This window comes from Candidatus Chordibacter forsetii, from assembly GCF_964187505.1.
Lineage (GTDB): Bacteria > Verrucomicrobiota > Verrucomicrobiia > Opitutales > Seribacteraceae > Chordibacter > Chordibacter forsetii.
This window is the reverse complement of record NZ_CAXLML010000023.1, coordinates 1-20,113: the sequence shown is the minus strand read 5'-3', so window position 1 is coordinate 20,113 and position 20,113 is coordinate 1. Positions and strand designations below refer to the sequence as shown.

Annotated in this window: 29 protein-coding genes; 1 reads left to right on the top strand and 28 read right to left on the bottom strand. The window is 40.4% G+C overall.

Features of this window, described 5'->3' with window-relative positions; genetic code table 11:
• From ACKPQ4_RS00930 to ACKPQ4_RS00920, 3 genes are all read right to left on the bottom strand, one after another.
• Positions 1-329, bottom strand: a 329-nt coding sequence (locus ACKPQ4_RS00930; RefSeq protein ID WP_407679332.1) for a response regulator, incomplete at its 3' end; no start/stop codon positions are given.
• The gene (locus ACKPQ4_RS00925) at positions 326-1,522 is read right to left on the bottom strand and encodes a sensor histidine kinase (RefSeq protein WP_407679331.1); all 1,197 of its coding nucleotides are present in this window, start codon (positions 1,520-1,522) and stop codon (positions 326-328) included. The genes ACKPQ4_RS00925 and ACKPQ4_RS00930, both read right to left, overlap by 4 nt.
• A complete protein-coding gene (locus tag ACKPQ4_RS00920; protein WP_407679330.1) occupies positions 1,501-2,157 on the bottom strand; it encodes a phosphopantothenoylcysteine decarboxylase domain-containing protein in 657 nt (218 codons plus the stop codon). The genes ACKPQ4_RS00925 and ACKPQ4_RS00920 overlap by 22 nt, the downstream gene beginning before the upstream one ends.
• Positions 2,158-2,234: 77 nt before the next feature.
• Between ACKPQ4_RS00920 and ACKPQ4_RS00915 the strand changes: the two genes are divergently transcribed.
• The gene (locus tag ACKPQ4_RS00915; RefSeq protein WP_407679329.1) at positions 2,235-2,990 is read left to right on the top strand and encodes a VC0807 family protein; all 756 of its coding nucleotides are present in this window, start codon (positions 2,235-2,237) and stop codon (positions 2,988-2,990) included.
• Between the two features lie 36 nt (positions 2,991-3,026).
• Here the strand turns inward: ACKPQ4_RS00915 and ACKPQ4_RS00910 are convergent, their stop codons facing one another.
• The 25 genes from ACKPQ4_RS00910 to rpsC all read right to left on the bottom strand — a co-directional run bounded on the left by ACKPQ4_RS00910 (position 3,027) and on the right by rpsC (position 20,059).
• The gene (locus tag ACKPQ4_RS00910; protein WP_407679328.1) at positions 3,027-4,310 is read right to left on the bottom strand and encodes a citrate synthase; all 1,284 of its coding nucleotides are present in this window, start codon (positions 4,308-4,310) and stop codon (positions 3,027-3,029) included.
• A 45-nt stretch (positions 4,311-4,355) separates the two neighbouring features.
• Complete coding sequence (gene hisH / locus ACKPQ4_RS00905; protein ID WP_407679327.1) at positions 4,356-4,982, bottom strand: imidazole glycerol phosphate synthase subunit HisH; 627 nt, start codon at positions 4,980-4,982, stop codon at positions 4,356-4,358.
• 17 nt (positions 4,983-4,999) lie between these two features.
• Positions 5,000-5,602, bottom strand: coding sequence for an imidazoleglycerol-phosphate dehydratase HisB (gene hisB / locus ACKPQ4_RS00900; protein ID WP_407679326.1), 603 nt, complete (start codon positions 5,600-5,602; stop codon positions 5,000-5,002).
• Positions 5,584-6,675 (bottom strand): histidinol-phosphate transaminase, encoded by a 1,092-nt coding sequence (gene hisC / locus ACKPQ4_RS00895; protein WP_407679325.1) that lies wholly within the window; start codon positions 6,673-6,675, stop codon positions 5,584-5,586. Before hisC ends, hisB begins: the two co-directional genes overlap by 19 nt.
• A complete protein-coding gene (gene hisD / locus ACKPQ4_RS00890) occupies positions 6,672-7,991 on the bottom strand; it encodes a histidinol dehydrogenase (RefSeq protein WP_407679324.1) in 1,320 nt (439 codons plus the stop codon). Before hisD ends, hisC begins: the two co-directional genes overlap by 4 nt.
• A 4-nt stretch (positions 7,992-7,995) precedes the next feature.
• Positions 7,996-9,534, bottom strand: coding sequence for a glutamine-hydrolyzing GMP synthase (guaA, locus tag ACKPQ4_RS00885; RefSeq protein ID WP_407679323.1), 1,539 nt, complete (start codon positions 9,532-9,534; stop codon positions 7,996-7,998).
• A gap of 164 nt (positions 9,535-9,698) precedes the next feature.
• Positions 9,699-10,385 (bottom strand): 50S ribosomal protein L17, encoded by a 687-nt coding sequence (rplQ, locus tag ACKPQ4_RS00880; protein ID WP_407679322.1) that lies wholly within the window; start codon positions 10,383-10,385, stop codon positions 9,699-9,701.
• Positions 10,386-10,410: 25 nt separating this feature from the next.
• Positions 10,411-11,409: a DNA-directed RNA polymerase subunit alpha gene (locus ACKPQ4_RS00875; protein ID WP_407679321.1), complete on the bottom strand. Its 999-nt coding sequence runs from the start codon at positions 11,407-11,409 to the stop codon at positions 10,411-10,413.
• 32 nt (positions 11,410-11,441) lie between these two features.
• A complete protein-coding gene (gene rpsD / locus ACKPQ4_RS00870) occupies positions 11,442-12,050 on the bottom strand; it encodes a 30S ribosomal protein S4 (RefSeq protein WP_407679320.1) in 609 nt (202 codons plus the stop codon).
• A gap of 29 nt (positions 12,051-12,079) precedes the next feature.
• Positions 12,080-12,631, bottom strand: a complete 552-nt coding sequence (gene rpsK, locus ACKPQ4_RS00865; protein ID WP_407679319.1) for a 30S ribosomal protein S11 — start codon at positions 12,629-12,631, stop codon at positions 12,080-12,082.
• A 22-nt stretch (positions 12,632-12,653) separates the two neighbouring features.
• Positions 12,654-13,028, bottom strand: a complete 375-nt coding sequence (rpsM, locus tag ACKPQ4_RS00860; protein WP_407679318.1) for a 30S ribosomal protein S13 — start codon at positions 13,026-13,028, stop codon at positions 12,654-12,656.
• A 30-nt stretch (positions 13,029-13,058) separates the two neighbouring features.
• Entirely contained in the window at positions 13,059-14,615 is a 1,557-nt protein-coding gene (secY, locus tag ACKPQ4_RS00855) for a preprotein translocase subunit SecY (protein ID WP_407679317.1), read from the bottom strand.
• 7 nt (positions 14,616-14,622) lie between these two features.
• The gene (rplO, locus tag ACKPQ4_RS00850) at positions 14,623-15,057 is read right to left on the bottom strand and encodes a 50S ribosomal protein L15 (RefSeq protein WP_407679316.1); all 435 of its coding nucleotides are present in this window, start codon (positions 15,055-15,057) and stop codon (positions 14,623-14,625) included.
• A gap of 20 nt (positions 15,058-15,077) precedes the next feature.
• The gene (gene rpsE / locus ACKPQ4_RS00845) at positions 15,078-15,650 is read right to left on the bottom strand and encodes a 30S ribosomal protein S5 (RefSeq protein ID WP_407679315.1); all 573 of its coding nucleotides are present in this window, start codon (positions 15,648-15,650) and stop codon (positions 15,078-15,080) included.
• Between the two features lie 5 nt (positions 15,651-15,655).
• Entirely contained in the window at positions 15,656-16,012 is a 357-nt protein-coding gene (rplR, locus tag ACKPQ4_RS00840; protein ID WP_407679314.1) for a 50S ribosomal protein L18, read from the bottom strand.
• A gap of 10 nt (positions 16,013-16,022) precedes the next feature.
• Positions 16,023-16,559, bottom strand: coding sequence for a 50S ribosomal protein L6 (gene rplF, locus ACKPQ4_RS00835; RefSeq protein WP_407679313.1), 537 nt, complete (start codon positions 16,557-16,559; stop codon positions 16,023-16,025).
• 11 nt (positions 16,560-16,570) lie between these two features.
• Complete coding sequence (rpsH, locus tag ACKPQ4_RS00830) at positions 16,571-16,969, bottom strand: 30S ribosomal protein S8 (RefSeq protein ID WP_407679312.1); 399 nt, start codon at positions 16,967-16,969, stop codon at positions 16,571-16,573.
• A gap of 21 nt (positions 16,970-16,990) precedes the next feature.
• Positions 16,991-17,296 carry a 30S ribosomal protein S14 gene (gene rpsN, locus ACKPQ4_RS00825; RefSeq protein WP_407679311.1) on the bottom strand — a complete coding sequence of 102 codons (306 nt, stop codon included), beginning with the start codon at positions 17,294-17,296 and terminating at the stop codon, positions 16,991-16,993.
• Positions 17,297-17,314: 18 nt separating this feature from the next.
• Entirely contained in the window at positions 17,315-17,884 is a 570-nt protein-coding gene (rplE, locus tag ACKPQ4_RS00820) for a 50S ribosomal protein L5 (RefSeq protein ID WP_407679310.1), read from the bottom strand.
• Positions 17,885-17,902: 18 nt separating this feature from the next.
• Positions 17,903-18,127 carry a 50S ribosomal protein L24 gene (rplX, locus tag ACKPQ4_RS00815; protein ID WP_407679309.1) on the bottom strand — a complete coding sequence of 75 codons (225 nt, stop codon included), beginning with the start codon at positions 18,125-18,127 and terminating at the stop codon, positions 17,903-17,905.
• 2 nt (positions 18,128-18,129) lie between these two features.
• Positions 18,130-18,492 carry a 50S ribosomal protein L14 gene (gene rplN, locus ACKPQ4_RS00810; protein ID WP_407679308.1) on the bottom strand — a complete coding sequence of 121 codons (363 nt, stop codon included), beginning with the start codon at positions 18,490-18,492 and terminating at the stop codon, positions 18,130-18,132.
• A gap of 9 nt (positions 18,493-18,501) precedes the next feature.
• Complete coding sequence (rpsQ, locus tag ACKPQ4_RS00805; RefSeq protein ID WP_407679307.1) at positions 18,502-18,774, bottom strand: 30S ribosomal protein S17; 273 nt, start codon at positions 18,772-18,774, stop codon at positions 18,502-18,504.
• A 9-nt stretch (positions 18,775-18,783) separates the two neighbouring features.
• Positions 18,784-18,975 carry a 50S ribosomal protein L29 gene (gene rpmC / locus ACKPQ4_RS00800; protein WP_407679306.1) on the bottom strand — a complete coding sequence of 64 codons (192 nt, stop codon included), beginning with the start codon at positions 18,973-18,975 and terminating at the stop codon, positions 18,784-18,786.
• 13 nt (positions 18,976-18,988) lie between these two features.
• Complete coding sequence (rplP, locus tag ACKPQ4_RS00795; protein ID WP_407679305.1) at positions 18,989-19,411, bottom strand: 50S ribosomal protein L16; 423 nt, start codon at positions 19,409-19,411, stop codon at positions 18,989-18,991.
• Between the two features lie 12 nt (positions 19,412-19,423).
• Positions 19,424-20,059, bottom strand: coding sequence for a 30S ribosomal protein S3 (gene rpsC / locus ACKPQ4_RS00790; protein WP_407679304.1), 636 nt, complete (start codon positions 20,057-20,059; stop codon positions 19,424-19,426).
• Positions 20,060-20,113 lie beyond the last annotated feature (54 nt).

The window sequence follows — 20,113 nt, the reverse complement described above, 5'->3', positions numbered from 1 at the left end:
TCAAGTTGCTCGAGGTTTATTGGTTTGGGAAGAAAGTCAAAAGCACCCCTCTTCATTGCCTCAACCGCAACCTCTACTTCACCATAAGCCGTCATCATTATGCAAAGTGGATTTGATGAATGCCTAATCGCATGATCAATCACGCTCATTCCTGAATCACCGGGCATGCGCAAGTCAGTTAAGATTACCTGAAATTCTTCCTCATCGAGAGCATTTACAGCTTCTTTTGCCGAAGTTGCTGTAAATACCTCAAATTCATCCTCTAATGCTAATTCTAAGCCTTCCCGCGTGTGAGGCTCATCGTCTACAATTAATAAATTTATTTTCATACAATGGGCTTCTGCTCAAGGTAGCGTTGCTTGGCACCCTTGCGAGGGAATTTAAGGGTCACGATTGTTCCTGACCCATGCTTACTATCAATTCCGACTTCTCCTCCATGATTTCTCATAATTCGATGAACGATCATCATTCCAATGCCATTTCCTTTCTTCTTAGTCGTGAAATATGGCTCAAATACTTTGGAAATATTTTCTTTTTTTATTCCAGTTCCACGATCTATAATTTGAATGGTAATAAATTCATTTTCCCAAGAAATAATGATTCGTATATCTGATTTATTGGTAATCGCATCCATTGCATTTCCAATAACATTGAAAAATACCTGCTTAATTTGGTCTAGGTCAGCATCTATAAGGGGTTCTTTATTATCTGTATCTAATTGAATGTTAATATTTTTATCGCTTAATTCCTTTTCTTTGATGTGCAATATTTCTTCGATTACAGATAAAAGATTAAGCTCTTGGAAATCAGGAACTGTTGGCTTTATCGCATTCAAAAAATGTACAATAATCGAATCCAAGCGGTTTACTTCATTAATGCAAGATTGTAGTGATTTATCTGCCTTTTCCTTGTCTTTACTATTAGTAAGATCTTTTTTTAAAGCTCTTTGCAAAACTTGCATATGAATATTTATAGAATTCAGAGGATTACCAAGTTCATGAGCAACCCCAGCAGCTAAATCCATAACACTGGTTATTCTTTCGCTTTCAATTTTCTCTTCGACGCTAACTTTTTCCTCGGTTACATCAGTCAAAACGACTGTCATTCCTGCATCTTTTTGAGAAAATTCATCGCCTTGAGCACTAGCTATAGGGACAGCATAAATCCTAAGATGCCTTCTTTCAGGGTAGTGAATCATTGTTTCCCGCACCACGACCTCTGGCCTTGAATCATTAGCCACACGATCCAAGCCTAAAGACCTTGCCAAGTCAGGGGCTGCCTTGAGTAGGGAAACTTTGTCTCCGAGTTCTTTTTTTAGACCGATTAAGCTCCTACCCTGTTGGTTTGAGTAGGTAATAACACCCGAACCGTCTAAGACGAGTATACCATCTCTGATGACATCAAAAACTGTTTCAAGCAACTTACGCTCACGGGCAAGTCGTTGAACCAAGTTACTGAGATTTGCCTCATCCAGGTCCTCAAGTTTACCTAGAACTTTATCTAATGGGCTTTTTCTAGCCATGATAAATGAATGGCATGAAGTATTGCTTTTGCAATTACAGATTTGTCGGCTCGGGAAATTTGGTTTTCTTGGCCATCCGAATTGATAAGCGTTACTTCGTTTTGATCTGAAGAGAAACCTTGGTTTGTTTTGGACACATCATTTGCCACAATCCAGTCCAATTTCTTTTGTTTTAATTTCTTATGAGCAGACTCCAGAACCATGTGTGTTTCAGCTGCAAACCCTACCAATACCTGATTCTCTCTTTTTTTTTCTCCAAGCTCCTTGAGAATATCTGGGTTTCTAGACATCAAAAGATTTTCTGGGAACTGATCTTTAGGTATTTTTATCTTGTTTCTACTTTTGGGGCGATGATCGCATACTGCTGCGGTCATAATAACCCAATCGTAAAAATTAAATTTTTCATCTATTGCCCTCTTCATACTTAAGGCACTCTCAACCTCGATTACTTCAACCCCCTCGGGCTTAGATAATTCGACTGGTCCACTTACCAAACATACATCGAATCCCATATCTCGTGCTTCTTTTGCTAAAGCATAACCCATTTTTCCAGAAGATGGATTGGATATAAACCGTACGGGATCAATCCACTCACGTGTAGGTCCTGCTGAAATTAAGCATTTAAGGGGTGGCATATTGATTTGAGAATGTTAACGAGATATATTATTTTCAATATTTATTTATTTAAGCCATCAATAAAATCGATCAATTTATGAAAACTGAGCAAAAGGAAAACCTATTTGTTAACTTAATATTTAACTTGGGGCTTCCTATAATGATCTTACGTAAAGGGGATGATTGGTTTGGTGAAACTCTGGGTACATGGATGTCACTCCCTGCTGAATCCACCGAAGTTTCTTCATGCCTTCTCGCTTTAGCTGTTTTCTTTCCGGTCGCATATGGAATTTATGATTTCAGAAATCGGAAAAAATGGAATTTCATGAGTATTCTTGGTGCAATAAGTGCATTACTGACTGGTGGAATTGGACTAATACCAGGCGGAACGGTTCATATGTTTGCAATAAAAGAGGCGGCCTTACCTGGAGTACTTGCAATTTTAACTCTCTTCACGCTCAAAACAAAAAAGCCACTAGTCAAAATATTTCTCTACAATCCCGATTTTTTTCAAGTCGATAAGATTGAAAAGTTACTTGAAGATCAAGGAACCCAAAAATCTTTTAACAAACTACTGGTAATATGTACTTGGTTACTTGCAGGTACATTTGTCTTTAGCACAGTCGTAAATTATTTTCTGGCACGTATCATTGTGGTAACAGAACCTTTTACTGACAAAAATGCTTTTAACGATGAAATTGGGACAATGATGACTTGGAGTTTTCCAGTAATTAGTCTGCCCTGCATGATAGCAACTGGCTATGCTCTTTGGCTCCTTGTCCGAGGAATTAAAAGGATGACAGGCTTAAACTTTGAAGAGGCGATGAATCAATCAAACCGACCAAAGAGTTAAAAGAAGAATTCGATTCTACCTCTAAAATAAAGAAAATTAACGATCTTCGATTGTTTTGTAATCCCTAAGGTTAGAGCCTTGATAGATCTGACGGGGTCGATGAATTTTTTTCCCAGTCTGAGCAATTTCTTTCCAGTGTGCCAACCAACCTGGTGCACGCCCAATTGCAAAAAGCACGGTAAAAGTATTTGTGGGAAATCCCATCGCTTGTAAAATAATCCCGCTATAAAAGTCGACATTTGGATAAAGTTTGCGGTCAATGAAGTAAGGATCTTGCAAAGCCACCTCTTCTAAACGCCGTGCAATATCCAGAATAGGACTGGAAACCCCTAAGGCCTCTAAGGCCTGATCGCAGGCTGACTTTAAGATTTTAGCTCGCGGATCATAGTTACGATATACTCGATGGCCAAATCCCATTAAGCGAGACTTACCTTCTTTTGCTGACTGAATAAATTTACTTCCATCATCTCCAGATTGGTGGATATCATTGAGCATGTTAATGACTGCCATATTTGCCCCCCCATGCAGAGGACCCCATAACGCGGAAACTGCTCCTGCTAGCGATGCAAATGGATTAGCTCCTCCCGATGCAATCATCCGACAAGTAGATGTGGAACAGTTTTGTTCGTGATCAGCATGCAAAAGAAAAATTAAATCTAATGCCTTACTCAAGGACGGATTGATTGGAGAATCACCTTCCTGGGAAAACATCATTGAAAGGAAATTTTCGCAGTAATTCCCAGATGAAAGAGGGTGCTTGTAGTCCTCTCCTGTCATTTTTCTATGATTGGCTGCAGCCAAAGCAGGAAGCGATGCAATAATTAAGGCTGCAGCATCGTCAAAGTTTTCTAAATCTTTTGCACGATCGTTGGTGCAGAGGTGTGGAAAAGAGCCTCCAAGTGCCTGTAGCCCTGAACCCAAAGACCCCATAGGGTGAAGACCAGCAGGCATAGATTGAACTGATTGTAAAACTTCTGGTGGCAGGTTTTGAAAAGTAGCTACTTTTTGCTCGAATGAAGTTAGCTCTTCTTTAGAGGGCAATTCTCCATTTAGCAAAAGAAGGCAAACCTCAAGAAAATTGGACTTCTTCGCCAATTCGGCGATGTCGTAACCCCTATACCTAAGAATACCTTTGTCACCATCAATATAAGTGACCGAGCTCTCGCATGAACCAGTGTTACCATAACCATCATCAAAAGTAATTAAGCCGCTGTCTTTGCGTAACTGTCTAACATCTAAGGCTTGTTCGTTTTCCGTACCGGTAAAAACATTTAAAGAATAGGTGGTGTCACCTAAGGAAAGGGTAGCTTTGTCAGACATGATAAGGGGAAGGGTAAATGGGAGTAAACTACACTTGTGCCACTTCTACTTGATATTTTCAAGAAAGTTTCGGTAAAGTTGGATTCCTTTGGCCTGACTTTTTTCAGGATGAAATTGAGTAGCTAGGCAATTTGAAGAAATAATTCCGCTTGTAAAGGGTCCACCGTAATCTGTGGTTAGGCAATGTACTCGAGAATCATTGGTTTCCACTCGATAACTATGAACAAAATAAAATTGATCTGTATCTTCAAGACCTTGTTGTAACCAATGATCTGAGGATAAATTCCATTCCACTTGATTCCATCCCATGTGCGGGATTTTGTAGTTGGCATCTAAACAAAATCGCATTGCTCTACCTTCAAATAATCCTAGCCCAGGAAGGTTACCTTCTTCAGAACTTTCAAATAGTACCTGTAAGCCAAGGCAGATTCCAAAGAAAGGACGATCTTCCAAAATCCAAGATTTTAGGCTTTGACGGAGGCCTGAATCTTCAAGGGAAGACATACACTGATCAAAACTTCCTTGCCCTGGAAAGATAACTGCATCCACATCTTCTATTTCGCTGGGCTTGGTTACCAATGAAACCTTAGCCTCTAAAAACTCAAAGGCTTTAACTACGCTTCTTAAATTACCTGTTCCGTAGTCAATCACCGCTATTTTGCGGGTTTTCATAAATTAAAAAAAGAACCTCAAGCAGATAAAGTCCCCTTAGTGGATGGGACTTTGCCTTGCAATCGGGGCTCTGAAGTCGTTGCCATGTCCAAACACCGGGCAAGAGATTTAAAAATTCCTTCAGCCACATGGTGAGGTTCTTCACCATGCTCCAAGCGAATGTGAAGGTTACAGGCGACTTCGTTGGCAAAAGACTGGAAAAATTCTTTAAATAACTGGATATTAAAATCTCTAACCAAGGCACTTTCCACAGAAACTTGCCAAAAGAGGTAAGGACGATTTGAAAGATCTACAGCAGTAGTAACTAAGGTTTCATCCATAGGAGCAACGAAATAACCATATCGTTTTATCCCAGATTTATCGCCCAACGCTTTACAAAAGGCCTGTCCTAAAGCAATACCCAAGTCTTCAACCAAATGGTGATAATCAATTTCAATATCTCCTTTTGCCTCGATATTTAAATCAAAAAATCCATGTCTTGAAAACAGTTCAAGCATGTGATCGAGAAAAGGTATACCAGTAGAAATTTCACTTTTTCCACTCCCGTTTATTAATAACTCCAGAGATATTTGAGTTTCACTGGTTTTTCTTTGTATCTTTGCTATGCCTTTTGCGTCCATGCTTTTATTGATTTCATTAGCATAGTCATCTCCACTGGCTTGCCAATACTGATTCTCACAAAGCAATTCGTTTGGGGATGTTTTGAAAAATAACGGACCAAAATTTTATCTGCGGCAAGATGTTCAAAAAGAGAAACGGCTATTTCAGGTGAGGCACACCCATCTGAACTTAAAGGTTTAACAAAAATGAAATTTGTTCCCGACGAAACATAGGTCCAACCGAGGTCATCAAAAGCATTGGCTAGCCAGTTTCTTTGTTCAATTACCTTTGCTAAACAACTTTTAAAATACTCTTGATCAAGTAACGCTGCTTTAGCTCCAACCTGTGCTAGTCTGTCCAAGTTATAAACTTCACGAACTTGATCCATTTGTTTAATGACTTTTGGATGACCCATAGCATACCCAACTCGCATACCGGCTAATGAATATGACTTGGAAAGAGTGCGGGTGACCAAGATGTGTTCAAATTCCTGAAGTAAGGGCAGGGCACTTTCGGGTGCGAAATCCACATAGGCTTCATCAATAACCAAAAGTCCTGAAACTGCTTGTGCCACTTTTCTCAGATCTTCGAGAGGGTAAACCCGCCCACTAGGCGCATGAGGACTTGTCAAAAAAAATAAGTTGGCATCAGTTGATACAATCGCATCAAAATTCAATGAAAATTCGTCATCTAAAAATGGGATCCTAATCATTTTGCTTCCCTGTACCCCAGATAACACCTCATAAAGAGAATAGCTTGGGTACATCATAGCTACCTTAAGCTCGTCATCCGAGTAACAACGAACACATAAATTTAACAGATCATCCGAACCGTTACCCAAAATAATCTGACTTGGGTCTAAGCTATGCAATTTAGCCAAAATCTTACGTAAATCAGATGACTTCGGGTTTGGATATAAGTTCAACTGGGCAATTTCTTCGCCAACACTTGTCAGAACAGCAGGACTTGGAGGGTAGGGGTTTTCATTGGTGTTTAGCTTAATGACAGAACTAGACCCTTCAGGCTGTTCGCCAGGCAAATACGCATTGTGTCCTTCCAGCCTCTTGCTAACACGCAAGCTACTTTTGCTCATTGGGTAATAACTGGTTTATCAGATAGTCTCAACATATGGGCATTACCATGACCATCCAGTTTTTCCATAGATGAAAATTGTTCAATCACAGGAGCGGCCTTGTGACAAGACTCTGAGTCATAACGAATAACACTGCTACGGCGAAGAAAGTCTTGAAGCCGTAAACCTGAGGAGAACCGTGAAGAACGTCCGGTAGGTAAAACATGGCTAGGCCCAGCAGCAAAATCTCCAACAGAAGTGGCCGTTTCGTGGCCTACTAAAAATGCTCCTGCTGTGGTAATTCTCGAAAGAAAGAACTCGAAGTCATTCGAACATACCTGCAATTCAAGATGCTCAGGAGCAATGAAGTTTGCGACTTCGACCAACCTTTCCCGCTTTGGTAAATAAACGGCAAAGAACCCTCTTTCCAAAACATTACGAATAGATGGTGCGTGCGACAGGTGAGTGAGCTGGCTATCCATTTCCTGCAAAACTTTTGGGAAAATATCCTTATCTTGAAAAAGAAAATAAATCTTTTCCTTCCCTGAGCCATGCTCTGCTTGAGCTAACAAGGCAGCAGCTACCCGTTGAGGTGAAGCGGACTTATCAGCAATAACCATAATCTCGCTTGGACCTGGCAATAAATCAATACCCACTTCTCCAAAAACTTGTCTCTTAGCTTCATTAACATAAGCGTTCCCGGGGCCAAAAACCTTGTCCACAGGGGAAATTGTTTGTGAGCCATATGCGAGAGCTGCAACAGCTTGAGCCCCACCGATCTTATAAATTTCTTCTACTCCCAAGAGTTGGAGTGCGGCCAATAGATGAGAGGAAATATTTCCTGATTTGTTCGGAGGAGTAACCACGGCTATTTCAGGAACACCAGCAACTTTGGCCAAGGTTACCGTCATCACTACGGTTGAAACTAATGGTACTTGACCTCCTGGTATGTAAATACCTACTCGATTAATAGGATAATATCGCTCACCGACGATTCCACCATGGTGATTTGGTTTTGTCCAGTCTCGTAAACCGCTCTGTTCGTGAAATAAAGTAACATTGGAAATTGCATCTTCCAAAGCCACCCGCTCTTGTGAAGAAAGCTCCGCAAGGCAATCCTGTAATACTTTTGCAGAAACTCTCATTTCCTCGGCAGTCATTGATGCTCCGTCAAATTCAAGTGTCTTGGCTAAGATTGCCTCATCACCCCCCTTCCTAACCTCGTTTAAAATTTTTCTGACTGAATTAGTAACTACTTCGTCTGAACCAGCTGTTGGTATAAAAAGTTTTAAGCGACCTAAAAGACTTTCATTATCTTCTACAAAGGATAAATTCATTCCACTATTCCCATTCGATTGTACTAGGTGGTTTAGAACTTACATCATAGACGACACGATTAGCACCTTGAACTTCATTGATAATCCTACTGGATATCTTCCGAAGTAAACCATCAGGTAGTTTGGCCCAGTCTGCAGTCATTGCGTCACTACTGGTAACTGCCCTTAAACAAATTACATTTTCGTAGGTTCTTTCATCCCCCATTACACCAACGCTACGGACGGGCAGAAATACACAAAATGCCTGCCATAATTTACCATACCAGCCAGATCGATGAAGTTCATCGATAAAGATTGCGTCAGCCTGCCTGAGAACAGTTAGGCATTTGGGCGTAATATCACGCAATACCCGAACCCCCAAGCCTGGACCAGGAAAAGGGTGACGATTGATCACATGATCAGGCAGACCTAACTTTTTACCAAGCAAACGTACTTCGTCTTTAAACAATTCTCGAAGAGGTTCTAGAAGCTTGAGCTTCATTTTTTCAGGTAAACCACCAACATTGTGATGACTCTTAATTAATGCAGCTGGATTTCCTCCTATAGGCACGCTCTCTATGACGTCTGGATAAAGAGTTCCTTGAGCAAGAAAATCAACATTTCCCAACTTTTTTACTTCCTTATCAAAAACTTCAATAAATGTTTTACCAATTATTTTTCTCTTTTTTTCAGGGTCAATAATTCCCTTCAGTTTTCCAAGAAATAATTTTCCCGCTTTTGCTACCCGTAATTTTCCGGGAATGTGATCATTGAACAATTTGATGACCTCTTCTCGTTCATTTTGACGAAGTAGACCATTATCAACAAAAATAGAAGTTAACTGTTTGCCAATTGCTCGATCGATTAAGGCAGCCGCAACACTAGAATCGACACCGCCACTCAAGCCTAGAATCACTCTTTTAGATCCCACTTGTTGCCGAATTTTTTCCACAGCAATTTCAATAAAATCTCCCATGTCCCAATCTCCATCGCACTTACAGATTGAGAAAAGAAAATTTTTGATGACTTCTACACCCTGCTCAGAATGTTCAACTTCTGGATGAAACTGTAATCCATAAAATTTTCTTTTTACATCTTCAATAGCCGAAAACTGAGAGTTCTCGGTTTGGGCAATTCCTTGAAATCCTTTAGGAATACGAACAATTGCATCCCCATGAGAATTCCAAACGGTTAAAGTTTTAGGTAAACCTTTAAATAGCTTTCCACCTTTTTGTATAGATAATTCACTGCGACCATATTCTCGACGGTCACATTTTTTAACCTCACCTCCCAGTAATTTCCCCATTAATTGTAAGCCATAACAAATACCGAGTACTGGTATTCCAAGGGAAAATATCTTTTGCGTGGGCAGTGGGGAATCTTTGGAAAGCACGCTAGCAGGCCCGCCGGATAAGATGATACCCTGAGGGTTCAGCTTCTTTATAACCGATAGTGAAGTATTGTAAGGCAGAACCTTAGAATAAACATTCTGTTCACGAATACGCCTAGCAATTACCTGGGTATATTGTGAACCGAAATCGAGAACCAAAATGGTTTGAGGCATGATTAAGAGTGGGGTTAAATAACAAAAGGGATGATTGATAAGACTAATCCCATGAACCTGCAATCCCTATTCTAAACCGATCAATGTCTCAAACTGATATTTGATCAAAAAATAAAATTGAAGCCACTGAATTGAAGACAAAGTGACCCGATGAAATTGAAATTCTATTTTTTCGCAGATGAATCATCTGCAGTATCATCTTTACTTTCTTCCTCTGAACTATCTTTGTCTGAAGTAGAAGCTTTTTCTGACTTGTTAACTGCTTTCTTAGCCGGTGACTTGGCCTTCTTTTTTGGCTTAGCTGCTTCTTCTGTATTTGAGGCGGCTTCGGAAGTTTCAACAGAAATGGTCTCTGCTGTGTCGTCTACCTGCTTAGCTTCTTTTTCAGAAGCATCTTTTTCAGTAATACTATCTTTAGACTCTTTAGTTTTTGTTGGTGCCTTCTTTTTCTTAGGCTTCTTTTTAGGTGCTTCCTCAACAAACTCAATAAGTGCCATATCTGCAGCATCTCCAAGACGAGGTAAGGCTAATTTATAGATACGTGTGTAACCACCTTTGCGGGAAACGAATTGGTTAACCAATTCGTCAAACAACTTAGTTACAGCTTTTTTGTTACGCAGTCGAGCAATCGCAAGCCTACGGAAATGCATTTTTCGGGCAGAATCTTCAGAACCATGAGCCTTCTTAGCCAAGGTAATTAGTTTTTCAACTGCTGGACGTAAGGCCCTAGCTTTAGCTAAAGTGGTTTTGATGCGTCCGTGCTCAATAAGCGAGCAAGATAGATTGGCCACCAATGAAACTCGGTGGGCTGATTTGACGCCCAACTGATGATTGTGCTTGCGGTGTCTCATGGGGAATAACTACGGGAGAAGTTGATTAATTGGTTGCAGGTTCTAAAAGGCGATTCTCAAACTTCATGCCAAGAGATAGTCCGAGTTGTTCAAGTTTGGCTTTGATCTCGTTAAGAGACTTTTTACCAAAGTTTCGATATTTTAACATTTCAGGCTCAGATTTTGTTGCTAGTTCTCCAACGGTTACAATGTTGGCATTATTAAGACAATTGGCAGCACGAACAGATAGCTCAATTTCATTAACACTCATGCCTAGCAAGTTCTTCAACCTATTTTGTTCCTCACTAACTTGTTTTGTATTACTTTCAAATTCGATTTGCTCTTCGCTTATTTGGTCGAATACATCCAAGTGGTGACGAAGTATAGCAGCTGATTGCTTGAGTGCATCATCTGGAGAAATTCTACCATCAGTATGAATCTCAAGGATTAACTTATCATAATCAGTCATTTGACCAACCCGAGTGTTTTGCACATCGTATTTGACTAGTTTAACAGGACTGTAAAGCGCATCCACATTGATCATACCAATTGGTTGGTTGTCCTCTTTACCATCCTCACCTAAGCAAAAACCACGACCAACAGTAACATTCAATTCGGCAAATACTTTTTGTTTCCGGTCGGTAGTCAGAATTACCTGTTCTGGATTTATTATCTCAATGCCTTCTATTGGAGAAATATCGCCAGCGGTTACTACCCCTTCTTTTTCAACATCCAGTGTGATGACAACAGCCTCTGCCTTGTGACTTATGATAAGTACTTTTTTAAGATTAAGCACGATATCAGTAACATCTTCAACAACACCATCCACACTCTGGAACTCATGTTGCACTCCATCCATCTTTACTGAAGAGATGGCAGCACCTTCTATTGAACTAAGAAGAACGCGACGGAAGGCATTACCTACGGTATGTCCGTAGCCAGTTTCGAAAGGATCGGCAATAAACTTTGCAAACTTATCTGTAGCAGTTTCTTCCTCTTTGATTAAACGGTTTGGTAGCTCGAATTTTCCAAGTCTTGTAGCCATGGTAATAGTCGGTTTTGGGTATAGTTAAAAAATTAGCGACTGTAAAACTCAACGACGAGTTGTACATTAATACTTTGTTCAAGTTCATCAGGCTGGGGCAGCCTAGACACTGTGCATTGCAGGGAGTCAGATTTGACCTCTAGCCATGGTGGGGTGTTATTGTATTGTGAACCATCCAAGTTACGGGTTGCTACTTGGCGAGAGGATGTTTTTTCACGGACGGTCAAATCATCACCAACAGAAACGACATAACTTGCAATATCTACTTTTTTACCGTTCACCAACAAATGTCCGTGGTTTACAAATTGACGAGCTGCTTGGCGAGTCTTAGCGAAACCAGATCGGTATACCACATTATCAAGACGCGTTTCCAAATAAGTAAGAAAGTTTTCACTAGTTATACCAGGTCTTCTTTTTGCTTTCTGAAAAAGATTACGGAATTGCTTTTCGGTAAGGCCGTACATCATGCGCAACTTTTGCTTTTCCAAAAGTCTGGCACTGTAATCGCTTGCTTTCCTGCGGAAATTAGCTCCGTGTTGTCCAGGAGGGTAGGTACGGCGCTCAAAAGATTTATTCGCAGGAAAAATCGCCATTCCAAAACGGCGATTTATGCGAGTGGTAGGTCCTGTATATCGTGACATTTTAAATTAAGGTAAGGTAGGGGGAAAAGTTAAACCCGACGTCTTTTGGGTGGCCGACAGCCGTTATGGGGAACAGGAGTTACATCAATAATAGCGGAAACATTGAAACCCAAGCTTTGCAAAGCTCTTATTGCAGAATCTCGACCCATACCTGGACCTTTAACCTTTACTAAAACTTCCTTCATTCCGTGAGACATTGCAACTTTCCCGGCATCCTGTGTTACAATTTGTGCTGCGTATGCAGTAGATTTTCTAGAGCCTCTGAAATTGCATTTTCCAGAGCTTGACCAAGAAATTACATTACCCTTTATGTCGGTAAAAGAAACCTTGGTATTATTAAAAGTAGCAACCACATAACATATTCCAGAAGTTATATTCTTACTACCCTTAGCCTTTCGTATCTTTACCTGTTCTATATTAGCACCAAGCAAATCGGCAGCAGATTCTTCCTTTTTTTCAGGTTTTGCTTCTTTTGTTTGGTCTGAAGCGGGACTGGCACTTTCAGTAGCTGTTTTGGCTGACTTTTCGACAGCATCAGGAGTAACCTGATCCTCATTAATTACTTTTTCTTCTTCGGTCATGAAAATTGGGGTTGGAAAGGGTTTAACTCTTACGGACTACGCCAACGGTTTTGCGGCCACCTTTGCGAGTTCGTGCATTGGTTATTGTACGCTGTCCACGAACAGGTAAACCTCTTTGGTGCCTAAGTCCGCGGTAACTACGTATGCTTTGTAAGCGCTTGAGATTATTGGTTATTTGGCGACGAAGGTCACCTTCAACCATAACTTTATTATCGATTATATAATTACTTATAAGACTAAGGTCTTGTTCCGATAACTCTTGAGTCCGTTTATCAGGATCGATTCCTGTTTCCTCAAGAATTTTATGTGCTCTGGTTGGTCCAATTCCGTAAACATAACGCAATGAGTATGCAATTTTTTTACGGTTTGGAATATCTACTCCTAATAATCTGGCCATAATTTTATATTTTTAAAGATTACAAATTTTTTAGACTCCCTTAAAAAAGTAAGCGAGCAACCCAAATGCAAATAGTGCAATTGAAATGATAATGAGAGGTCTCCACTGAGCTTCAAAGTCTTTTAGTTCAAGAGATTCAATACCTCTGTTCGAAGTGGCGGAACGACCACGAATTCTCCCTTTACGAAGAAATCCGTCATAATGTCTCTGTAGCAAAAATGTCTCTATTTGACGCATAGTATCAAGCACTACACCAACAATAATTAACATTCCAGTACCTCCAAAAAATGTGGCTACATTGTAAGAAACATTGGCTGTCTTGAATATAAAGTCAGGAAAAACGGCAATGATAGTTAAGAAAATTGCACCAGCTAATGTTAGCCGAGTCATCACAAAATCCAAGAACTTTGCAGTATGCTCACCTGGCCTTACACCTGGAACATAACCACCATTCTTCTTTAAATCATCAGCAATCTGAACGGGTTTAAACATTATTGATACCCAAAAGTAACTGAATACGAGTATCAGACCACCATAAACTAAGTAGTAAAACCATCCACGGCCAGCAAACGCATTTGCCAAATCGATTGCCCAGTTTGTTTCATTGGGCGAATCAGCGATAGCTGCACCTAATGTTCTTAGAAGTTGTGCGGGGAACATAAGAATAGCACTAGCAAATATTACTGGCATTACTCCTGCGTAATTAACTTTCAAAGGTAGGAAGGAACTTTGCCCGCCAAAGACCTTTCTTCCAACCATTCGCTTAGCATATTGTACTGGTATTTTCCGCTGTGCTTGTGTAACCGCAATAATTCCACCTACAACCAAGAGAAACAATCCAATCATAAGTGCCGCCTTTACAATAACCATATTGTCATCAGCAGGTGCAAGAAAAACTAATGAATATGCGTCTGCTAAAGCTTTGGGAAGATCAGCAAGTATCCCAACGGTTATGAGTAAGGAAATTCCATTTCCAATACCTCTTTGCGTAATTTGTTCGCCTAGCCACATAAGGATAAGAGAACCTGTTGTAAGAAAGATGATAGTGTTGATCAGAAACAGGCTTTGAGAAGAAGCGACAACAATATTGCCAAGAGGTTGGCCGTCTAAACCAATTTCAGAAGGGTTAAAGCCTGTTATCAAACTCCCGGGACTATCTCGTAAAGCAACAGCTAACAGTCCACCTTGAACAAGGCAGATTATAATTGTAAGGTATCTTGTGTATTGGGATATTTTTTGTCTGCCTGGCTCACCTTCCTGCTGCAACCTGGCAAGATGTGGGAATACCGCTCCCATAAGTTGCATAATAATAGAGGCACTTATGTAGGGCATGATACCTAAAGCAAAAAGAGCACCATTGAGAAGGGCACCACCAGTAAACATATTGTAGAAACCTAATATATCGTTTCCACCGGTATCACTACGGGTTTGCTCCCTAAGTTCAAAAAACTCCTTTATCGGTGAAGGATCAACTCCAGGTAAAGGTATATTAGCTCCAACTCTCGCAATGAACAACAAAGCCAAAGTAAAGAAAATCTTCTGCCTAAGCTCAGGTATTTTTAAAGAGTTGGTGAAAGCAGAGAGCATCTGAAAATTAGGCTAAGGTCACACTACCGCCAGCAGCTTCAATTTTCTTGGCAGCTGAAGCGGAGGCAAAATTCACTTCTACCTGTAGAGCTTTTGAAATATCTCCTGATCCGAGAATTTTTACAAACTTAGCATTCGAGCGAACTAGACCTGCGTCTTTAAGAGTCGCAAGATTAACCTTGTCCGAATTAAAATCAGAAAGTTTACTAAGATTTACAACCGCTATATCGGTTTGAAAACGAGTACGATTGAATCCTCTCTGGGGAAGTTTTCTATACAAAGGCATTTGTCCTCCCTCAAATCCTGCTCGAAGAGAGTAGCCAGAGCGAGCTCCAGCACCTTTGTGACCACGGCAACAAGTTTTCCCGTGTCCATTTCCTTCACCCCTGCCCAATCTTCTTTTATTGCGATTTGCACCAGATGGTAAGTTATGTTCTTTCATAAAAGTATAAACAAAAAAGATTAAGAGCTGGCAGGCACAACAGGAATTTCAACTTCACTAGTAAATGAAGGGCCTTTTACAGTCTCGCCTCTAATTAAAGAAATTTGTTCGGCAGTCCGAAGGTCTTGTAAGCCCTTCATGGTAGCTGCAACAACAGATAATGGATTGTTTGAACCGAGTGACTTTGATAATATGTTCTTAACGCCAGCAGCCTCAAGGACTGCACGAACACCGCCACCTGCAATGATCCCAGTTCCCTTTCTCGCAGGCTTTAAGAGAACCTTACCGCCATCGAAATTAGATAGTATGGAATGAGGTATCGTTTCACCTGCAAGTGAAACTGACTGCATTGACTTTTTTGCTTTTTCAGTACCTTTACGAATCGCATCCGGAACCATTTGAGCCTTCCCATAACCGTAACCGACATTACCCTTTTGGTCGCCGACTACAACCAGGGCCGCAAAGCTAAATCTGCGCCCACCCTTTACGACTTTTGCGCAACGATTTACATGCACTACTTTTTCAAAAAGTTCATCCTCCTCAGAAACAACTTTATCTGGGGACTTACGAGATTTATTTCTTTTATCAGCCATTACTATTAAAACTCCAATCCTGCTTTACGAACCGTATCAGCAAAAACTTTTACACAACCATGATATTTTCTTCCTGAGCGGTCAAAAACAAGAGTTTTGTATCCAGCATCCTTAAGGCGTTTACCAATAACAGCACCAACCTTTTCGGATCCAGATAAATTAGGTAGACTACTTTTCAACTCTTTCTCATTAGTTGAAGCAGATAACAAAGTATTCGAGGATTCATCATCAATACATTGAGCATGAATATTTTTATTGGTAAATCGGACGGTTAAGCGTGGACGATTTTGAGTACCAACAATTTTCTTGCGAATGCGCCACCTTCTTTTCTGTAGAAGTTCTCTTTTTTTTCCTAAATTCATAATATCTTAATTAAGCTGATTTCTTACCTTCTTTGCGACGGACATAATCCCCAACAATGCGAACACCTTTTCCTTTGTAAGGTTCGACAGGGTAGTAATTTTTAATTTCTGCAGCTAATTGACCTACCTTTTGCTTGTCAGAACCTTCTACATGAATCTTAACATTATCAGCCACAGTAACACTGACCCCTTCCGGAATTAAGTGATTGATCGGGTGGGAGTAACCAAGTTCTAGGCCTACTTCAGTACCCTTAACCGCTGCTCGAAAACCAACACCTTCAATTAACAAATCCTTACTGTAAGGTGTGACTACACCTATGACCATATTAGCGATTAACGAACGTATTGTGCCTTGAAGAGCACGAGTTCCTCTGTTTTGGTCCTTTGGTTTAACAATGATTTCCTGTTCGGAAATGTCCAAGCTTACTGAATCATTAAGGTCTTGTACTAACTCCCCCTTTGGTCCTTTAACTTTAACAACATTTTTTTCCGTAGTAACACTGACACCTGATGGTATTTGTATGGGTAAATTTCCTATTCTGCTCATAATAAAATCTCCTACCAAACGCTGCAAAGTAACTCGCCGCCGAGTTTTTCTTTCCGAGCAGTTCGATTATCAATAATTCCTTGTGGTGTACTGATAATAGAGATACCAAGACCACCCAAAACGCTAGGAATATCTCTATAGCCACAATAAGACCTGCGACCTGGAGTACTGATTCGATTGATGCCTTTTATTGCATGTTTACCTGAAACATATTTTAACTGGATCTCGATCGACTTAAACCCCTTCTCATTTGCAGCTTCTCTGCAATCAGTAACAAACCCTCGGTCCTTGAGAACTTTGGCCAATCCAGCTCGAAGATTAGAATGCGGATAAGAACAACTAGACTTTCCAGCTAAACCAGCATTTCGAATTACTGTAATAAAATCTCCTATGGTATCGTGAACAGACATAATGTATAAAATAATTAAGGGTTACCAAGAAGCTTTAATCACACCGGGAACTTTGCCTTGAAGTGCAAGTTCACGAAAGGAAATACGAGATAGTCCAAACTTGCGTAATACCGCTCGAGGTCTACCAGTGAGAGAACAGCGATTGACGAGACGCACAGGTGATGAGTTTTTTGGTAGTTTGGTTAACTTAGCCTGAGCAATGTAAAAATCCTCTTCACTCGTATTAGGATCGGATAAAACCTTTTTCAAAGCCTCACGTTTTGCAGAATAGCGAGCGACCATTTTAGCCCGCTTCACATTTCTTTGTATTGCTGATTTCTTAGCCATAGTAGTAAAATTTGTAGTTTAAGCAGCTTTTTCTGTAGTTTGAGATGCCTGTTTACGAAAAGGCATGCCGAGAAGTTGAAGGAGTTCCATACCTTCCTCATCGTTTTTTGCAGTCGTTGTAATGCAAATATCTAAGCCTACATTGACTCGTTGTCTCTCAACATTGATTTCAGGGAAAATACTGTGATCAGTTACACCTAAGGAATAATTTCCATTTCCGTCTAGTTTCGCACGAACTCCACGAAAATCACGAATGTTAGGTAAAGAAATGGCTATGAGGCGGTAAAGGAATTCCCACATTTGATTACCCCTTAAAGTTACCTTGACCCCGACCGGCATTCCTTGCCGTAACTTAAAGTTAGATACACTAATTTTTGCCTTAACAACAACCGGAGCCTGTCCGGATATGTTGGCAATGTCATTTCTAAGATCCTTAACTCCATTTTTATCCATTTCAGCACCAAAAGAGGAATTAAGCACAATCTTTTCAATTTTAGGTACTTGATGCACATTTACAAAATCCAACTTTTTCATTAAAGCGGGAACGACAGTTTTGGTGTAAACTTCTTTTAATTCTGGAGTATTCATGACTGATTTGAAGGTAGATCAGCTTGCCTTTTTGACATTTGATAAATGGATAGATGCCTCTCTCTCGACAATCGAACCTTGAGGGTTATCTTGAGTTTTTCTTTCGTGCTTCTTTACGAGGTTTACTCCCTCAACTAAAACACGGTTTTTTTCACGTAGGACTTCAAGGATTTTTCCCTTGCTGCCTTTGTGGTCGCCAGCAATTACGACGACTTCATTACCTTTTTTTAATTTGTTAGCCATATTTAAAGTACTTCAGGTGCAAGAGATATGATTTTCATAAACTTTTGGCGCAGTTCTCTAGCTACAGGGCCAAATATACGGGTTCCCTTAGGAGATCCATCGTTGTTCACAATAACACATGCGTTTTCGTCAAATCGAAGGTAACTTCCATCACGTCGCCTCATAGGAGATTTCGTGCGAACAACAACAGCTCGTACGACACTACCTTTTTTAACCGAAGCATCCACAGAACTCTCCTTTACATGACAAACAATTATATCACCCACACCGGCTGTATTCTTAAGTTGTCCAAGACGACGAATCATACGGACTTGCTTGGCACCAGTATTGTCGGCCACTTGTAATCTGCTAAGTAATTGAATCATGGTGATGTTTTAGATAGTGGGTGCCTTTTCAATCAATTCCAATACACGCCAACGCTTAAGTTTGCTCAAAGGACGGGAAGAAACAATTCGTACCTTGTCACCCACATTTGAGAGGTTTTCTTCATCATGAGCATGTACAGTTGTTTTCCGACGAATTTCTTTTTTGTACAAGGGGTGGGGGGTTTTGTATTCATAAACCACCTTGATGGACTTATCACCCGTCTTCGAACGAACAATTCCGATTAACTGCTTTCGATCGTTTCTTTTTGTATTTTCAGTCATTTAAAATCTTTAAGTTGTTTGATTTTTTGCAACCTGGAGTTGGGTTAACAGTCTGGCACGATCTCTTCTAATCGATTTGATCATATGAGGTTTCTCAACCTGTCCAGTTTGTTTCCGAACTTGAAGTTGGAGAAGCTCCTCACCAAGTTCCCTAAGTTTCTTTTCAATTTCCTGTGAGGATAGATCTATAATTTCAGACATTTTCATACTTAATCTAGTAGGAACGTGCTCGAGTAACTAAACGGCAACGAAAGGGAAGTTTAGCATCTGCTAATCCCAACGCTTCACGAGCTAATGTAAGCGAGCAACCTGCAATTTCAAAAAGCACATGACCGGGCTTAATAACAGCAACCCAATGATCAACTGGGCCCTTCCCTTTACCTTGGCGAGTTTCAGCAGGTTTCTTGGTGACGGGTTTATGAGGGAATACCCTAATCCAAACTTTTCCTTTACGCTTTAGGTGGCGGTTAATAGTCACACGAGCAGCCTCAATTTGATTAGATGTCATTCTTCCACGTGAAAGCGATTGGATTCCGAATTCGCCGAAAGCAACTGTGTTGCCTCTTGAAGCAGAACCACGAATCCTGCCTCTGTGGACTTTTCTGTATTTTGTACGTGATGGTAAGAGTTTAGGCATAAGACAATTGGTTTAGAAAATTTTATCTTCGTCCTTAAGGCATATCCAGCATTTGATACCAATAATACCGTATACTGTATTTGCTTCGACTAGTCCGTAATCAATATTCTCGCGTAAAGTATGTAGAGGTACTCGGCCTTCACGCTGTTGTTCGGTTCTAGCAATGTCAGCACCAGCTAAACGGCCTGCGCATTGAATCCTTATTCCCTCTGCACCCATTGACATAGTCGTTTGTACAGCTTTTTTCATCGCTCTTCGAAAAGCAATTCTGCGCTCAAGTTGAAGTGCGACACTTTCTGCTACTAAAGAAGCTACTAAATCGGGCTTCTTAATTTCTTGAATTTCTAAACGTACTTCTTTCCCAACTGTACGATTTAAGGAATCCCTAAGGGAATCAAGTTCTTGACCCTTCCTGCCGATCACAATACCTGGACGAGCAGACCAAATAGTAACACGAGTCCGGGTAGATGCTCTTTCGATTACAATACGAGGAACAGAAGCATAACGAAGTTTCTTTTCTAAAAACCCGCGTATAGCATTATCTTCTTTCATAAAAGAAGCGTACTCGAACTTATTGGCGTACCAACGAGCACTCCAATTTCTACGAACGCTTAATCTAAAACCGATAGGATTTACTTTTTGTCCCATATCTTAAATTTTCTCGTCAGTTAAAGTTATACGCAAATGACTCATGCGTTTTTT

Excerpts from the sequence above, each read along its gene's own strand:
- rpsM (WP_407679318.1), bottom strand. The coding sequence starts at position 13,028 with ATGGCCAGATTATTAGGAGTAGATATTCCAAACCGTAAAAAAATTGCA.
- rplF (WP_407679313.1), bottom strand. The coding sequence starts at position 16,559 with ATGAGCAGAATAGGAAATTTACCCATACAAATACCATCAGGTGTCAGT.
- hisC (WP_407679325.1), bottom strand. The coding sequence starts at position 6,675 with ATGAGCAAAAGTAGCTTGCGTGTTAGCAAGAGGCTGGAAGGACACAAT.
- rplN (WP_407679308.1), bottom strand. The coding sequence starts at position 18,492 with ATGATTCAATTACTTAGCAGATTACAAGTGGCCGACAATACTGGTGCC.
- hisH (WP_407679327.1), bottom strand. The coding sequence starts at position 4,982 with ATGAAAACCCGCAAAATAGCGGTGATTGACTACGGAACAGGTAATTTA.
- rpsH (WP_407679312.1), bottom strand. The coding sequence starts at position 16,969 with ATGTCTGTTCACGATACCATAGGAGATTTTATTACAGTAATTCGAAAT.
- hisB (WP_407679326.1), bottom strand. The coding sequence starts at position 5,602 with ATGGACGCAAAAGGCATAGCAAAGATACAAAGAAAAACCAGTGAAACT.
- ACKPQ4_RS00920 (WP_407679330.1), bottom strand. The coding sequence starts at position 2,157 with ATGCCACCCCTTAAATGCTTAATTTCAGCAGGACCTACACGTGAGTGG.
- ACKPQ4_RS00875 (WP_407679321.1), bottom strand. The coding sequence starts at position 11,409 with ATGGCTACAAGACTTGGAAAATTCGAGCTACCAAACCGTTTAATCAAA.
- rplO (WP_407679316.1), bottom strand. The coding sequence starts at position 15,057 with ATGAAAGAACATAACTTACCATCTGGTGCAAATCGCAATAAAAGAAGA.
- ACKPQ4_RS00925 (WP_407679331.1), bottom strand. The coding sequence starts at position 1,522 with ATGGCTAGAAAAAGCCCATTAGATAAAGTTCTAGGTAAACTTGAGGAC.
- rplP (WP_407679305.1), bottom strand. The coding sequence starts at position 19,411 with ATGCCTAAACTCTTACCATCACGTACAAAATACAGAAAAGTCCACAGA.
- rpsQ (WP_407679307.1), bottom strand. The coding sequence starts at position 18,774 with ATGACTGAAAATACAAAAAGAAACGATCGAAAGCAGTTAATCGGAATT.
- ACKPQ4_RS00915 (WP_407679329.1), top strand. The coding sequence starts at position 2,235 with ATGAAAACTGAGCAAAAGGAAAACCTATTTGTTAACTTAATATTTAAC.
- rpsC (WP_407679304.1), bottom strand. The coding sequence starts at position 20,059 with ATGGGACAAAAAGTAAATCCTATCGGTTTTAGATTAAGCGTTCGTAGA.
- ACKPQ4_RS00910 (WP_407679328.1), bottom strand. The coding sequence starts at position 4,310 with ATGTCTGACAAAGCTACCCTTTCCTTAGGTGACACCACCTATTCTTTA.
- rpsN (WP_407679311.1), bottom strand. The coding sequence starts at position 17,296 with ATGGCTAAGAAATCAGCAATACAAAGAAATGTGAAGCGGGCTAAAATG.
- rpsD (WP_407679320.1), bottom strand. The coding sequence starts at position 12,050 with ATGTCACGATATACAGGACCTACCACTCGCATAAATCGCCGTTTTGGA.
- rplE (WP_407679310.1), bottom strand. The coding sequence starts at position 17,884 with ATGAATACTCCAGAATTAAAAGAAGTTTACACCAAAACTGTCGTTCCC.
- rpsE (WP_407679315.1), bottom strand. The coding sequence starts at position 15,650 with ATGGCTGATAAAAGAAATAAATCTCGTAAGTCCCCAGATAAAGTTGTT.
- rplQ (WP_407679322.1), bottom strand. The coding sequence starts at position 10,385 with ATGAGACACCGCAAGCACAATCATCAGTTGGGCGTCAAATCAGCCCAC.
- rplR (WP_407679314.1), bottom strand. The coding sequence starts at position 16,012 with ATGAATTTAGGAAAAAAAAGAGAACTTCTACAGAAAAGAAGGTGGCGC.
- guaA (WP_407679323.1), bottom strand. The coding sequence starts at position 9,534 with ATGCCTCAAACCATTTTGGTTCTCGATTTCGGTTCACAATATACCCAG.
- rplX (WP_407679309.1), bottom strand. The coding sequence starts at position 18,127 with ATGGCTAACAAATTAAAAAAAGGTAATGAAGTCGTCGTAATTGCTGGC.
- hisD (WP_407679324.1), bottom strand. The coding sequence starts at position 7,991 with ATGAATTTATCCTTTGTAGAAGATAATGAAAGTCTTTTAGGTCGCTTA.
- rpmC (WP_407679306.1), bottom strand. The coding sequence starts at position 18,975 with ATGTCTGAAATTATAGATCTATCCTCACAGGAAATTGAAAAGAAACTT.
- secY (WP_407679317.1), bottom strand. The coding sequence starts at position 14,615 with ATGCTCTCTGCTTTCACCAACTCTTTAAAAATACCTGAGCTTAGGCAG.
- rpsK (WP_407679319.1), bottom strand. The coding sequence starts at position 12,631 with ATGACCGAAGAAGAAAAAGTAATTAATGAGGATCAGGTTACTCCTGAT.